The organism is Candidatus Zixiibacteriota bacterium, from assembly GCA_017999435.1.
Classification (GTDB): domain Bacteria; phylum Zixibacteria; class MSB-5A5; order GN15; family FEB-12; genus JAGNLV01.
Genome location: JAGNLV010000003.1, coordinates 166,699 through 181,520, shown reverse-complemented (window position 1 = coordinate 181,520; position 14,822 = coordinate 166,699). Strand labels below are relative to the sequence as shown.

Below are 14,822 nucleotides of genomic sequence, written 5' to 3'. Positions count from 1 at the left end.
GACCGTCAATAGCACGGTTCGCTCGCGCCCCCGAACAGGTAATTCATGAAGAACACCACGTCGGCGAAATTCACGTAGCCATCGCAATTGGCGTCCCCGCGCCCGGCCCCCCCAATCGGCGCCGAACCGCCGCTCACTACGAAGCGGAGGAGGTAGTCGGCGTCAATGATATCCGTCGCCCCGTCGTTGTTGTAGTCTCCCTTGGCGTAGTTCCCGGCGCAGTTGTACTGCAGTAACAGGGTCGTGACGCCCCGCATGTTGTGGCCGTCGCGCGCTGCCAGGTCGAAGAAATAGAGGTCGTCTTCGGTGAGACCCGAGGGCGTCCAGGAGATCGACCAGCCGTTGCTGCCGTTGAGATCGGCGCCGATGGCGTAGCGGGTCGGATTCCAAGCCTTGGTCGCCACCGATACCATGAGATCCACCGGGCGCCACGCGCCGCCGACAAACACCTCCGCGGTCCCCATGTTGTGACGAAGGCTCACCGGCGCCGCCGTCCCGGTGAGCGGGTCCATGATCCTGACCAGATAGGTTCCATCCACCTGGAGCCATCCCGAGAACCCGTCAACCACCACCCACTGCCCCGGTGTGCCGGCCAGTCCCAGCAGCACCGACCGCTCCCAGTTCTCCGCCCAGTCGCGGATCTGGAAATAGTTGGGGCGGCGCCGATAGGCGGTGTAGAGGTCGTCCCCCTTGACGTGCAGGTATTCATTGAGCCCGGCGAGAAACCCCTCGTCCCAGGTGCCGGTGTTGACCGTGGTTTCCATCCAGTAGGCCAGGCGGGCCGCCAGGGTGTCCAGCGACAACTTGAGGTTGTTCTCGGTCATCGGCCGCGTCGTCCCCCGGTCGTACCACAGCTCGATGGCCGCGGCCGCCGCGTAAGGGGCATTCCAGTGCGGACCGCGCGCGGGCGGGCCGGCGACAATGACGCCGGCCGAGTACTCATCGAGCGCCCCGCGTCGGAACCCCTGGGTGTAGTCGACGTCCTCATCCGAGCAGACGAGGTTGAACGTCAGGGGCGTGCAGAAACTCCCGCCGTCCTCATGCGAGATCACCGTCGGCACCGGCGGCGTCGGTTCAAGGTAGACCGTGACGCTGTCGCGGTCGAAGCGGCCGAGGGTGTCGTAGACCGTCGCGCGCAGCGTCCACATCCCCTCGGTGAGCGCGCCGAAATTGAACGCGTACGACAATCCGGCGGCGCTGGCCGCCGTGGCCGAGGCCCCGTCGCGGAAGGCCGCGGTGGGGTCAAAATCCCGACCGATCTCGACGTAGGCTCCGCCGCCGGCGGGACGGTACTCGAACACCGCATAATCGAGAATGGGCGAACCGCCCTTCTCCTGGATCCAGATCTCGGTCGGGCCGAACAGGGTGTCGGATGGTCTCGGGCTGAGGAGCCGCACGTCCGGCGGATTGGCCGTCCCGATCGGCACGCCGGCCGCGTACAACACGAGGCGGCCCGGGAAATTCCAGATTTCGTTGTCGCCCAGATCGATGAAGCCCACCGCGGTGTCCCAGATGTTGTACGAGACGCACAGCTCCGGGATCGTGTCGATCACCACCGCCGCGCCGTCGGCCTCCGCGAACGGCGTGCTGAGGAAGAACCCGGCAAAGAACGGCCCGGTTACCGTCACCGGCGTGTCCAGCGGTATCCAGATGTCGTAGAGACCCTCGGCCGGAACCTGCAGCGTGTACTCCGACGAAATCGCCACCAGCGGTCCCGGCATCGGGCAGGACGGATCCGAGTTGTCCGCCAGCTCAACATCCACGGACACGCCGAAAGTCGGCGTCCCGGTGAAATACATCGGCATATTGATTTCGGTCACGATAAACGGGTAGGGGTTGGGGCAGGTGAGCGCCGGGTCGCAGTACCCCTTGTACAACTCGTTGCCGGTGACCCAGCCGTCGATCTTATAGTAAATGCCGGCGTCGTGGCGAACGATGCAGGTATCTGCGGTGGCCAGACTGGGGACGGGACGGAGTTCGGCGCGGGCAGCGCCGTCGGGAACCGGCACCAGTCGGGCCTGGCCGCGTTCGGCGCGCGGACTGCTGGCCAGAACCGGAAGGAGCAGACACCCGACAACCACAAGCAGACGACGCATAGGCTCTCCTTTGCGGTGTTTGCACACGTCTACTTGAATTATCGTGCAAATTTCGGTATACTTGATTGGTAAAGAACTGATTGCGGCGAAACCTATGGCAGACTCCCCACCCTCCCGCCCCCCCGGAGGCGGTCCGCGCAAGCCCGCCTGGCTCCGCGTAACCGCCTTCTCCGGAATGGGTTACGAAAACGTCTCCCGGCTCCTGCGCCACTATGGGCTCAACACGGTCTGTCATGCCGCGAATTGCCCCAACCGCGGCGAGTGTTTTAACCGCGGCACCGCCACCTTCCTCATCATGGGGCCCACCTGCACGCGCAACTGCCGCTTCTGCGACATCGAGCCGGGGCGCCCGCGCCCTCTCGATCCCACCGAGCCGGCCCGCGTCGCCGCCGCGGCGGCCGACCTGCAGCTCCGCCACGTGGTCGTCACCTCGGTCACGCGCGACGACCTTCCCGACGGCGGCGCCGGTCATTTCGCCGATGTGGTCGCGGCGCTCCGCGCGCGGCTCCCCGCGGCGGCGGTGGAAATCCTCACGCCCGATTTCCGGGGCGTTGCCGGCGCGGTCGACATCATCATCGCCGCCCGCCCCGACGTCTTCAATCATAACGTCGAGACCGTGCCCCGGCTCTACCCGGCAGTGCGCCCCGGCGCGGACTACGCGCGATCGCTGGCGCTGCTGGCCGAAGTGGGGCGCCGCTCCCCTATTGCTGTCAAGTCGGGCCTCATGGTCGGGCTGGGGGAGACCCGCGAGGAACTTCGGACGGTCTTCCACGATCTCGCCGGCGCCGGCGTGCGCCTGCTGACGATTGGCCAGTACCTCGCTCCGTCGGCGGCCCACCACCCGGTCGTCCGGTACCTTCCGCCCGGCGAATTCGCCGAACTGCGGCAGGAGGCTGAGGCGGCGGGGATCCCGCTGGTGGCGGCTGCCCCGCTGGTCCGCTCCTCCTATCGAGCTGACGAATTCTGTCGGTGACTGTCCTCCGCTTGCTCAGCGCAAAAATAAAACATTGTCGGCGGGCGGCTGTGCCTTTTGCCCCGTTGTCCGATAACAGAGGAGAAGATCCGCTGAAACTGTAAAGAGGGCATCCATGGCTGAGAGACCGACGACCCACATTGTGGTGATCGACGACGAGCAGTACATCTGCAACATCATCGAGGAGGCCCTGGCGGCTCCGGAATTCCAGGTCGCGGCGTTCTCCGATCCGCTCGCGGCGCTTGCCCACATCGACGATCACCCGGTCGATCTGGTCCTGACCGATCTGGTGATGGGGGACCATTCGGGCACGCAGGTGCTCGAAGCGACTCTCACGCGCCACCCCGACGCCGTGGTGATCCTGATGACCGCCCACCCGACCGTCCAGACCGCCATCTCCGTGCTGCGCCGCGGCGCCTATGATTTTCTCGTCAAGCCCTTCAAGCTCGAACTGCTCAAATCGACGATCGAGCGCGCCCTGGAGCACCAGCGTCTCGCCCGCGAGAACGTCCGGCTCCGCGGCCAGGTCGAGTTTCTGAAAGTGGCCAACGCCCACAAGGCGCACATTGACATCGAACGCTACCTGCGCCTCGTGATCGAGTCGTGCAAGAAGGAGCTCGGCGCCGTCGCCGCCGGCATTATCGAAGTCGACCCCAGTTCGGGCGACCTGCTGCGTAAGCTCTGTGTCGTCGATGACCCGCTCCTTGAGCCGCTCGCGCTGGATCCCACGGTGCTGGAGAAGTTCTCCTCCGCCGGACGGGCCGAGCCGGTCATCGAGGCCCGCCGGACGCAGTCCAAAGCCGGGCGGGAGGTGCGCCTCTCCATCCTCCAGCCGATCATGGTCCGCCAGCGTTTCCACGGCGTGATCACCCTGCTGGTGGTGTCGAAGTTCGGGCGCGTCACCCCCGGGCAGCTTGACGTCCTCGCCATTCTCACCAACTCGGCGGCGGCCGCCATCGCCAACGACAAGCTCTACCGCGACCTGCGGCGCTCCTACCTCGAGGCGATCCGCGGCCTGGCCAACGCCATCGAGGCCCGCGACAAGTACACCGCCGGGCACACCGACCGCGTCTCCCGGCTGGCCGAGATGATCGCCCGCCGCCTCGGCTGGAGCGAATCGCGCATCTTCGATCTCCACATGGGCTGCACCCTCCACGACATCGGCAAGATCGGCGTGCCCGACCGCATCCTCAACAAACCCACCGCCCTGACCGAGGAGGAGCGGACCCAGATGCGCAGCCACCCCGAAGTCGGCCTGCGCATCATCCGCGGCATCGAGCTCTTCAAACCCGCCGTCCCGTACATCAAGGCCCACCACGAGTGGTACGACGGCACCGGCTATCCCAAGGGGCTCCGGGGCGAAGAGATCCCCGTCGAGGGCCGCCTCCTCGCCGTCGCCGACACCTTCGACGCCATCCTCTCGGACCGTCCCTACCGCAACGGCAACTCCCTCGCCGTCGCCGTCCGCGAACTCCTCACCTACCGCGGCCGCCAGTTCGACCCCGAGATCGTCGACGTTTTCCTGGAAATTCTGCGGGAGGGCCAGATCGACTTCCGCCGGATGTACGGGCGCAGCGAAGACGTCTCCTGCCTCATCGACGAGGCGCGCGCTAAAAGGGAGAAGGAAACGGCATCGGCGTAAACGACAGCGCCATGATGACGATGGCGGCGATGCCCATGCGCCGCGCGGTCGGGCTCAGCGGCCGGTCGTCGTCGAGCGTCGGCGGGTGTTTCACGCCGAAGAGCAGTCCGAACGCGCCGAAGAGCCACCAGAAGGGGGAGAAGTAGCCGAGCACGAGCAGCGCCGCCAGGCCGATCATGCCCAGGACGTGCTGCGCCCGCCGGAACAACCCGTAGAGGACGTGCCCGCCGTCGAACTGCCCGATCGGCAGGAGATTCATCGCCGTCACCAACAGCCCCACCCAGCCCGCGAACGCCCCCTCCGAGAGTTTGAGAAAGTGCTCCGGGGCCGGCGCCCCGACCAGCGCCTGCACCGCCGCCCGCATCAAGAGCGACTCCCCCTCCAGCCCGAAAGCCCACTCCCCCGGCACCACCAGGCCGGCCGGGATCCAGCGCGACTGCGTCAGCCCGAAGATCAGCCACCCGAGGGCCACCACCCAGCCCGCGATCGGGCCGGCCGCGCCGACTTCCACCAGGTCGCGGCGGTTGTAGAACGGCGACTTCGACTTGATCACGGCGCCGAATGTCCCCAGGAGATTGGGGGCCGGGAGAAAATACGGCCAGGATGTGACGATGTGCCGGCGGCGGCTCGCGATGAAGTGCCCCATCTCGTGGACGAGCAGGATCGACATGAGGGCCGCGGTGAACTGGAGCCCCGCCCCCCGCCGCAGGTCGGCCAGCGTCGCCGCCCACAGGTGGGGCGCCCCCGCGTTGGCCAGGAGCACCGGCAGCAGGTAGACCGAGAGCACAGTTGCGGCGAAGAGAATGATGTTGAGCGGGGGGATGCGGAGCCGCCGCCGCGGATCGACCACTAGCGTCAACTGGTCGCCCTCCGCCAGCCGGTAGCGGTACCCCGCCGTGCGCAGGCGGTCCTCGAGCAGCTTCCTCGACTTGACCGGCGCGTAGCGCCATGACAGGCTGAAGGCCAGTTCCTCCCCCTGACGGTAGACGGCGTTGATCTCGTAGAGATCGCGCAGCAGGGGGGAGATCGCCTCGGTCTCGCTGTCGAAGTCGCGCGGGTCCATACGCCGTATTATACCCCTGCCGGCGGCGGCCCGGAACAAAAAAAGGAAGCGAGGCCGAACGGCCCCGCTTCCATGAAGAACTTCGGCTCTCTGAATCTTAGAAGATCCAGTCGCCGGTCGGGCACGGCCCGCAGTTGAAGTAGTAGTCGATGAGGAAGTCGACATCGACCACGTCGATGTTGCCGTCCGCATTGACATCGGCCAGGTGCTGGAACGGAATCGCCCCAGGACCGCCGTTGACCGTGCCGGCCAGGTAGATAATGTCCGCCAGGTTGATCGCGCCGTCGTTGTTCACGTCGCCGCGGCCAAAACCGGCCCACTGGTTGGCGATCTTCGCCAGCGCAATGATGTCCGGATTGTTCGCATCCAACGAATTGGTCAGACCGAACAACTCGAACGTGGCAATACCCACCGTATAGGTTTCGTTCGGAGCGAAGTTGTGCTGATCCAGGGTCACGTGCGCTTCTTCGTCGCCGCCGTGCATGCCGGTCGCCTCAGTCTTGGCGCCGTAGCCCTGAGTGCAGTACCAGTACGCCGTATCCCAGTACTGGGTCCAATCCCAGAAGCCGTGGGAGCCGCTCACCCCGTAGGTGCCCCAGATGTTGACGATCGGCGTGTAACCGCAGCCGAACGGGATCTTCACGTTCCCGATCGCTTGCGCGGCGCCGCCGTCCAGCGTCCAGGCCACGGAGTACGTGCCGTTGTACTGGATCGTATCCGAACCGTTGTCGCAATCGAAGAAGTGCGACAGGTACCAGCCGTCGACCGCATTGCCATTGCGCTCCGTGATTTCCATCACGTCGATGGTCATGTTGGCCAACTCCGGTACGTCGAGCGCACCCACCGCGCGGCAGTTCGCGTACAGACCCATGGTCAGGGCATTGTCGAACGGCGCGTCGTACCACGTCCAATCCCAGCCCGTGCCGGCATCGAAATTCTGCACGGAGTCGAGGATGGTGTAGCACACGCGGTTGCCCAGGATCGGGTCGTACGTCAGACCACCGTCGCCGGTGATGTAGCCGAGGGTCACACCCGTCTGAAGCGCCGGCTTGCAGTCGTCGTCGCACCAGTTCGGGTCGCCCTGCATCGACACCATGGCCGTGCCGCCGCCGCCCCAGTCGTCGGTGTTCGCCGCCACCTGGTACTTGCTGCCCATGAAGGCAAACGAGCCCTGGAAGTAGCTGCTCACGTCACCGTCGATGGTGATACCATTGTAGCCGGCCGGGCCGTCGCCCCAGTCGCCCGTCGCCAGGCGGCCGGTGTTGCTGACCAGACGCTCGTTCGCGCCGCCGACGCCGAAAATCAGCGTCGTCGTATCGGTCAAGCACCCGCCCACGACCACAACGTGCTGCTCCGGCAGCTTGTTGACGTCGTTCAGGAAGAACTCCGGATCATCCGAATCGACTTGCAGGTAGAAGTCCTGCGCGCCGCGGAGGATCATTGCCTGGTTCACGTAGAACTGCAGATCCATCGTGTCGCCGGCGATGAGGACATCGCCGATGGCCGGATGCAGCATCGAGTTAAACCAGGCCGGGACGCCGGCCGCCGCGTAGTTCGTGCGGCGTTCCAGATCGTCGCTCGCGATCACCACGTCCTCGGTCGCGTCCGCTTCACGCAGGAACTTGCCCGAGAACTGGAAATCGGTCAGGCGATCGGCGATGCCGGCAGCCTTCATCATGACGTCGTCCGGCACATACTGCGCCACGATATCGGGAATCCACTGGTTGGCCACCGAGATCTCATCCACGATCACGTTCGTGAAGTGGAGGTCGGCGCAACCGGTGTTCGTGTACACATCCGGGATCGTCAGCAGGTAGTTCGGGTCGGTACCGAACGGACACGGCACCTTCATGTCGTAGTGCTGGATCTCCAGGCGCGGACGGTCGCCCTGCTTGGTCAGGTCGTACAGTCTGCCGGAGTTGTCCGCAAAGAGGAGGTGAGAGGCCCCGTCGTCGTCGACCTGCAACGCGCCGCCGAATCCGCGCTGCGCGACCGGGTTGGTCCCGACCGACACGCGGTTGTAGTACAGGTTGTCGCCGGTCTCGGCGTTATACACGTAGTAGCCGCCAAACGACCCGAAAGCAAACAGCAGGTCCGCCACCCCGGTCGGCTCGCAGCTCAGCACGGCGCTGTTGTAGCAGCCGTCCAGAGAAGCGGTCGTCGGAGCCGGCGGGCTGATGATGTACCCCCACGGGCCGGCGTTGGCCGCCCAGACGCGCACGCCGGTCGCTTTGTCGACCGCGTAGATCTGGCCGCCGAACGGCGCCGCCACGTAGCGGGAGTTACCGGCAACGTAGACGCGGTTGGCGTCCACCGTCGGGCCCGAGTACACGGTCTGCGTGGCCGCCAGAGCCGGGCCGGCCAGCATACCGGTGCCCGCCGCCACGCGATAGAACACACCGTCTGTCGGGAAGTCACCGGAGTACGCACGAGAGGCAAAATACAGCAGGTTGCGCTGCGGATCAAAGGCGATGCCGCCGGTGAAACCTTCGGTCCCGGCGTAGCCGCCGGTCGAAGCATACACCGTCGCGGCCTGCAGGCCACCCGCTGCCGACAACTGCCACACCATGGCGCCGGTGGCCGCGTCGATCGCGTACACGTCGCCCTCGACGCCCGACGCCTGCGTTCCGAAGAACAGCAAGCTGCCGTTGGTCGCCAGCGAGCTGTGACACGGCTTGCCCGGGTTGAACGGGTTCACCGCCCAGCCCCCATACAGCGCGCCGGTCAACGCGTCGGCCGCTACCAGACGGCCGCCGTCGGTCGTCCAGTACACAACGTCCGTCCCGCCCTGGTTCAGCACGACAAACACGCCGAAGCGCGTGTCGCCGAACACGCCGGTGGGACCCATGTTGCCGATATGGCGCGACCAGAGCAAGGCGTAGGTGTTGAAGTTGTAAGCCAGGACCTCGTCGTTCGTCCCGCCGGTCACGAAGAGCACGGGATCCGGGTAACCGGCAATCGTGGTTACCGTCGGCGTGCACCGAATGTCGCCGGGAGCGAACGGACCCGCCTGCGGCGTGATCGTCGTCAGAAGGGCGCCCGAGATCAGATCGAACACCTTGTAGTTGTTCAGGAACGAACAGACCACCTTACCATCGTACACCACCGGGCCGGCAAAGCCAACCGGGGTGGCCGCGGGGTAGGCCCAATTCAATGTCAGATCGCACCAGGCATCCGACATCTGAACAAACGAGGCGTTCGAGCGATTGTACCCGTAGCCGCGCGTAAACCAGTCGGTCGGCGTGGTGCAGGTACGCTCGCTGTACGGAATGCAGCAATGCTCGGACTCAATGACCATCGCCAGGTCTTCGTACCCGGCGCCGAAGCCCCAGTCAACATACATGAGGCCCCAGTCGCCCCAGTACTCCGCATAGCCTTCCATGCAGCCGCCGCCGCCGGCGTCGGACAGCACGGAAATACCGGTCAGTGTGTCCGCAGCATCCGAAATCACGCCCACCCAGTAGTCGCCGACGACGGTGATGCCGCCCATGTCATACGTGGCCCAGTGCGTGACTGAAGCCGTCGGAGTCGGGGTGGCGATGCCGTAATCGGCCGGGTTGACGGTGAGGGAGCCGAGTTCAGCGCCCGGCGCGCCGCCCGCATCCGCCCACACCTTGATGTAAGACGGAGTCGTGTAGCGCGGCCAGCTGTACTGCGCGCGGTTCCAGTACCAGGCGATCGTCACTGCATCGACCCGGCACTCCTCGCCAACCGAGGAGAACTTCTGCGCCTCTCCGTAATCGCCGTAGCGATCCGGCAGCTGCCAGTAGTACGCAGTGCCGTTGTAGCAGTAGTTGATCGAGCAGTCGGAGTACTCGTCCTTGCAGAGGTTCGCAACCCAGTAGAACTGGGCGTCCATACCCCAGCCATCGAGGAACGAGAACCATTCGTACCCGGTTCCTCCATCGAAGTAGGACGAAGACCGCCCGCTTCCATCCGTACCATCAGACGACAAGCAGGACTCCCAGCTCGTGGCAAAGACGCCGTTGGTCCCGAAGGACACGTGGAAGTCGTTGGTCAGTACGAAGTTGGCCGGCATCGGGACATTCTGCAGAGCCGGGTACAAGGCATAGGTGCCGGCCGGCAGAGTCACCGTCGTCAGCAGATCGCCGGGAAAGCCGGCGTTGTCGTCGTAGACGCGGATGTAAATGTCATTGTTACCAACGGGATCGGTGACCGAGCCCCAGGTCGCGCCGCCACCATAGATGGCGATGTCGATCGAGGTAAGGGTCTCCGGCCCGCCCACGTCGAACTTCTCAGCGTACTGCTCGTCCCCGTAGACCGGGTGCGGCGCGCGCCAGAAGTACGCGACGTTCTCAATGTAAGCTTGTGAATAGCAATCGGTAAAGGGTATTTCGGCGCAACAACGTTCCGCTTGGATAAAGAACGAAACGTCGAGGCCCCAGTCGCCTAACATCGTCCCCCAGGAAGTCCCGTAGTACTCGCTGGCGCGTTCTTCACCGGCAAACGGACCATCAGCAGCGTCCGAAATGACGGCGACGACCGAACCGGCCTGATCGAGCTGCGTGAACCCGAGGTGATAGTTCACACCATCGGAGAACACCCAGTCCGCAGCGGAGAAGTCCGCTGAGAGCCAGTACAGACCGCTGCCGCCGGCCGGCGGAGTCGCAATATCCACCGAGTCGAGTTTGTTTCCTGGAAAGCCAAAACCATCGTCGTCCCAGAGGTAGACTCTCAGTGTCGGCGACCCAACCTGTGCGTCGGCGTACATAAGAAGCCAGGCCACCTTCAGAGTACAGTCATACCCGGCGTCGGCCGTGAAGCGCATGTTGAACAGGTCGTCCCCGTACGCATCCGGAATCGTCCAGAAGTAAGCGGGCGAACCGCTCGTGTAATCCTGGACGTCGCAGAAGTAATCCAGCTTGAGAGCCGGAACCTGCAGACCGGGCGGCAGGAGATGCTGCTCGAGAGCTTCTGCCGGTTTCTTGAACGCCGAATGCGCCGGCCCGGCCGTCGTGACATCATCCAAACGCGGATGGTTGGGCACGATCTTCTCGACCGGATTCAGAGCAGACGACGGCTTGGCTACGTCAGAAAGTGCTGTACCGCTAAGGCCTACGACCAGACCCAAGACGAATACTGCTATGAACAGTCTTTTTAACATTTATTTCCTCCTTAAGCAAGGAAACTGGATGATTTGTTTGCCAAAGACTGACGGCTTGCCGAGCATACCGATTCTAGTATCGGCAGCCATGAGGCATTCCGCCATGTTCCCGCCGGTTGGTCTAGGGAAACTCGGGAACAAATCTTTGACACTCAGCATCATCTTCTTCCTTCCTATCTCTTGGAGTCGGAGCTTGGGGCTCCGGTGGAGTTGTGTTAAAAAGAACTTATGCTTCTGGGCTCGCGAACTAATCTGGTCTGTGTATCAGTATGTCACCTCCTGTTGCCCTGCCACGTCAACAACGGTTGCCCGCCGCCTCGTGGAGATGTCAAGGTAAAGGAAATAGTGAGAAGACGATTGGACGCTGGCCCGCAGTAGTGTCGTAAACAGCTGTCCGGGAAGCTCCGCCCGAAAAGAACAGAACCACCCAAACAAGCATGACGGGACCACCGAAGTAGGCCCGAGGTGCGTTAACTACTGCAAATCCGGTAAAGAGGTTTCGCGCGGTTTGCCAAGCGACGAATTCATAGTGTGGCTCTCGAACTCACCACCGGGCGTGACACACGCTCGATGCCAAAATACGAAATCCTCCCGTTTTGTCAAGGCCTAAAACCCGCTCCGGGAGCCCAAAAACTGCACAGCCGGGAAGAAACGGGATACTTTTTGTGGTATCTCCCGCCAGATGTCCCCCGACCCCCCGTCGATTGCCATGTCACTTTCAGCGTCCCCCCGCCCCGCCCCCCGACTAACAACTTGACTTGACCCCGCCCGCCGTCTTCTTTCTCGCCATGCGCCTGAGTTCACTTAAAATCCGAAATTTCCGGGTCCTGAAATCGGTCGACCTGACTTTCGCGGACGAAGTGATCGGCATCACCGGCGGCAACGGCGCCGGCAAGTCCTCCCTGGTCGAGGCGATCGCCTGGGCCCTCTACGGCAACCAGGCGGCCCGCTCCAGGCGGGAAGAGATCAAGGCGGCTTTCGCTCGTCCCGAAGACTTGTGCGAAGTATCCCTCGAATTCCTTATTAATGACGAAAAGTACCGTGTAATCCGCCGCCTCGTCGGGAAATCGGAGCGGCCGGAAGTCGAGCTCTACCGGGGGGAATCCTCGGAGTCGGTCGGCGTCAACGAGACCCGGAAATACGTGGGGGAGCTGCTTGGTCTGGACTGGCGGGGTTTTCTGACCTCGTTTCTCGCCCGCCAGCAGGAGCTCAACGCCCTCTCCGTCCTGCAGCCGGCTCGGAGGAAAGACCATCTGGCCGGGATGCTGGGAATCGACCGGCTCGAGCGGGCGATTGTCCGGGTCAAGGAAGATGTGAAAATCGCGGGCGGGCAAACCGAGCTCCTGGCCCGCCAGGTGGCCGACGGAGAGAGCCTCACTACGGCGATCGCCCAGTTGACGGCCCGCCGATCCGAACTGGAAGGGCTCCAGTCCGCTGCTGCGGCCGAGAGGAAAGCGGCCGAGGAGGCGTTTGCCGCGGCCCGCGCCGAGTATATCAAAGCCCAGGAGACCCGGGCCGCCTGGAGCGAACTCGGGGCGGGGCTCGAGGCCGCCCGCAAGACCGCCGCCGCGCTGGCGGTCCGCCTCAAAGAACTCGAGGCCGACACCGTTCAGTTGGCCCAGGCGGACTCGGCCGCGGCCGAAGTCCGGGCCCGTATAGCCGCTCTTGAGCCGGCCCGGCGGGAACTCGAAGTCCTGTCCGAGGCCCGCGCCCGCCGCCAACTGCTCGACCAGATGGAGCGGCAGAGAACCGAACTTCAGGCGGAACTCGACCAGACCGCGCGGGCGGTCGAGGAATCGGCCCGCGCGCTGGCCGGGCTGGAATCCGACCTCGCGGCCATTCCCGCATCGATCACCGCCGCCGCCGAGGCCGGCAAAGCCGACCTCGACGCCGCCCGGCAGGAGTACGGCCGCCTGCTGGCCGAACAGAAGTCAATCGAGGTCCAGAAAGAGAAACTGGCGGCGCAGATGCGGTCGATCGCCAGCCTCGGCCCCGATTCCGTCTGCGACCGGTGCCTCCGGCCGTTTGGCGATGATCTCCCGGCGATCCGCCGGCACCTGGCCGAGGAGCTCGAGCAGTTGACCGCCGCCTTTGCCGGGCTCGGCCGGGAGCTCGCCTCCGCCGCCGCCCGCGGCACGCAGCTCAAACAGCAGGCCGAGGCGCTGGAGGCTCGCTCGCTGGCCCGGCGGGAACTCGTGATCAGGCGGGAAGCCGCCGCCCGGGAGCGCGAAGCGCTCTCGGCGCGTCTGGCCGAGCTCGGGCGGAGGGGAGAGGCGGCCCGGGTCAAGATCGCCGAAATCGGCGAGGTGGTGTTCGACGAGGACCGGTTTGCCCAGGCGCAGCAAGCGGTCGCGGCGCTCGAAGCCGAGCACCGACAACTCCACCGCCTCGAGGGGCAACTGGCGCGGCGGGAGGCGGTCACCGCCGCCCGCGCCCGCACCGACGCGGCGCTCGTCCAGGCCCAGGCCGAGGCCGATACCCTCCTGCAGCGGCGCGACGGCCTCGGCTACGCCGAGGAGACATTCGCCGCCTGCCGGGAACGGTTCGAGGCGGCGCAGGCGCGGTTCGAAACGGCCCGCGAGGCGGCCGTCGGGGCGGTCAAGGAATTCGAACTGACCGGCCGGGAGCTCGACGGCAAGAGGGAGCAACTGGCCCGCCTGGAGGCCGCCCGCGCCCAGCTAGACCAGTCGCGCGCCCGCCAGTACTACGGCGAGAAACTGGCCGGGCTGTTCGCCGAATTCCGCGAACTCCTCATCTCCCGCATCCGCCCGACCCTCTCCGATATCTCCGGCCGCCTGCTGGCCGAGATGACCGACGGGCGCTACTCGATGGTCGAGCTCGATGAGAAGTACAACCTGCAGGTGCTCGACGACGGGCAGTTTTACGGCATCGACCGCTTCTCCGGCGGCGAAAAGGATCTGGCCAACCTCTGCCTCCGCCTGGCGATCTCGGAGGCGCTGCTCCAGTCAGCCGGCATCGACCGCTCCTTCATTATCCTCGACGAGGTGTTCGGGTCGCAGGACGACGGGCGCAAGGAGCTGATCGTACAGGCGCTCACCAACCTCACTCACCGTTTTCCCCAGATATTCCTCATCACCCACGTGGGCGATATCCGGGACCGCGTCGAGTGCCTGATCGAGGTTGCGCCCACCGGGCTGGGGTGGTCGAAGGTGACGGTGCGTGGCGAGGAAACGGAAGCATAAAGCCCGGCTGGCCGGACGGCTGGCGCTCCTTTTGGTCCTGATCGCGGCGGTCCTGATAGTCCGCCGCTCGGACATCGGCCGCGACCCGGCGCCGGTCCCCCTCACCACGGTGGTGAAGATAATCGACGGCGACACCATGGTGCTCGGCAACGGCGAGACGGTCCGCCTGCTGGCAATCGACACGCCCGAAGACGGGGAGCCGCTCCACGACGAGGCGGCCGCGCTGCTCGCGCAAGTCGCTCTCGGCAAAGAAGCCCGCATCGTTTCTTCCGGCCGCCGGCGCGACACCTACGGCCGCCTCCTGGCGTACGTGTACGTCGACGATACCCTGCTGGTGAACCGGGTGCTTGTCGACAGCGGCCTCGCTTACGTCTACCTGTTCCGGGACACCGACACCGGGCGCCCCGAGACCGACCGGATCATCGCCGCCCAGCGAGCCGCGCTCGACCGCCGGGCGGGGCTGTTCGCGCTCCCGCGGGCCGCGGAGCCCTACTATGTCGCCGGCCGAACCTCCTACCGCTTCCATCGTCCCGGCTGCCCCTCGACCGCCGAATTCACGTCCGGCCGGGCCCGCACTTTTGCGACCCGCCGCGACGCCCTGGCCGAGGGACTCTCGCCATGCCGTCGCTGCAAACCCTGAGCGCCGCGCCCGGACGGCCGTTAAGGCCGCGGACCAATCGGTCGATTATCGCCATTGACAGCCTCTGTAAGGAGACTATC

The 14,822-nt window shown here is 65.2% G+C and carries 7 protein-coding genes; 4 read left to right on the top strand and 3 right to left on the bottom strand.

Annotated elements, in window-relative coordinates:
• Positions 1 to 5: 5 nt before the first annotated feature.
• The gene (locus KA261_08905; GenBank protein MBP7697916.1) at positions 6 to 2,096 is read right to left on the bottom strand and encodes a dockerin type I repeat-containing protein; all 2,091 of its coding nucleotides are present in this window, start codon (positions 2,094 to 2,096) and stop codon (positions 6 to 8) included.
• A gap of 94 nt (positions 2,097 to 2,190) precedes the next feature.
• Here KA261_08905 and lipA point away from each other — a divergent pair, with 94 nt between their 5' ends.
• Positions 2,191 to 3,069, top strand: coding sequence for a lipoyl synthase (gene lipA, locus KA261_08900; protein ID MBP7697915.1), 879 nt, complete (start codon positions 2,191 to 2,193; stop codon positions 3,067 to 3,069).
• 115 nt (positions 3,070 to 3,184) lie between these two features.
• Entirely contained in the window at positions 3,185 to 4,711 is a 1,527-nt protein-coding gene (locus KA261_08895) for a response regulator (GenBank protein MBP7697914.1), read from the top strand.
• Here the strand turns inward: KA261_08895 and KA261_08890 are convergent.
• Both KA261_08890 and KA261_08885 read right to left on the bottom strand, forming a co-directional pair.
• Positions 4,680 to 5,774 (bottom strand): site-2 protease family protein, encoded by a 1,095-nt coding sequence (locus tag KA261_08890; GenBank protein MBP7697913.1) that lies wholly within the window; start codon positions 5,772 to 5,774, stop codon positions 4,680 to 4,682. The genes KA261_08895 and KA261_08890 overlap by 32 nt on opposite strands.
• Positions 5,775 to 5,871: 97 nt before the next feature.
• On the bottom strand, positions 5,872 to 10,782 hold the full coding sequence (locus KA261_08885) for a PQQ-binding-like beta-propeller repeat protein (GenBank protein MBP7697912.1): 4,911 nt from the start codon (positions 10,780 to 10,782) through the stop codon (positions 5,872 to 5,874).
• 875 nt (positions 10,783 to 11,657) lie between these two features.
• Here KA261_08885 and KA261_08880 point away from each other — a divergent pair.
• A complete protein-coding gene (locus tag KA261_08880) occupies positions 11,658 to 14,102 on the top strand; it encodes an SMC family ATPase (GenBank protein MBP7697911.1) in 2,445 nt (814 codons plus the stop codon).
• On the top strand, positions 14,080 to 14,742 hold the full coding sequence (locus KA261_08875; protein ID MBP7697910.1) for a thermonuclease family protein: 663 nt from the start codon (positions 14,080 to 14,082) through the stop codon (positions 14,740 to 14,742). Before KA261_08880 ends, KA261_08875 begins: the two co-directional genes overlap by 23 nt.
• Positions 14,743 to 14,822 lie beyond the last annotated feature (80 nt).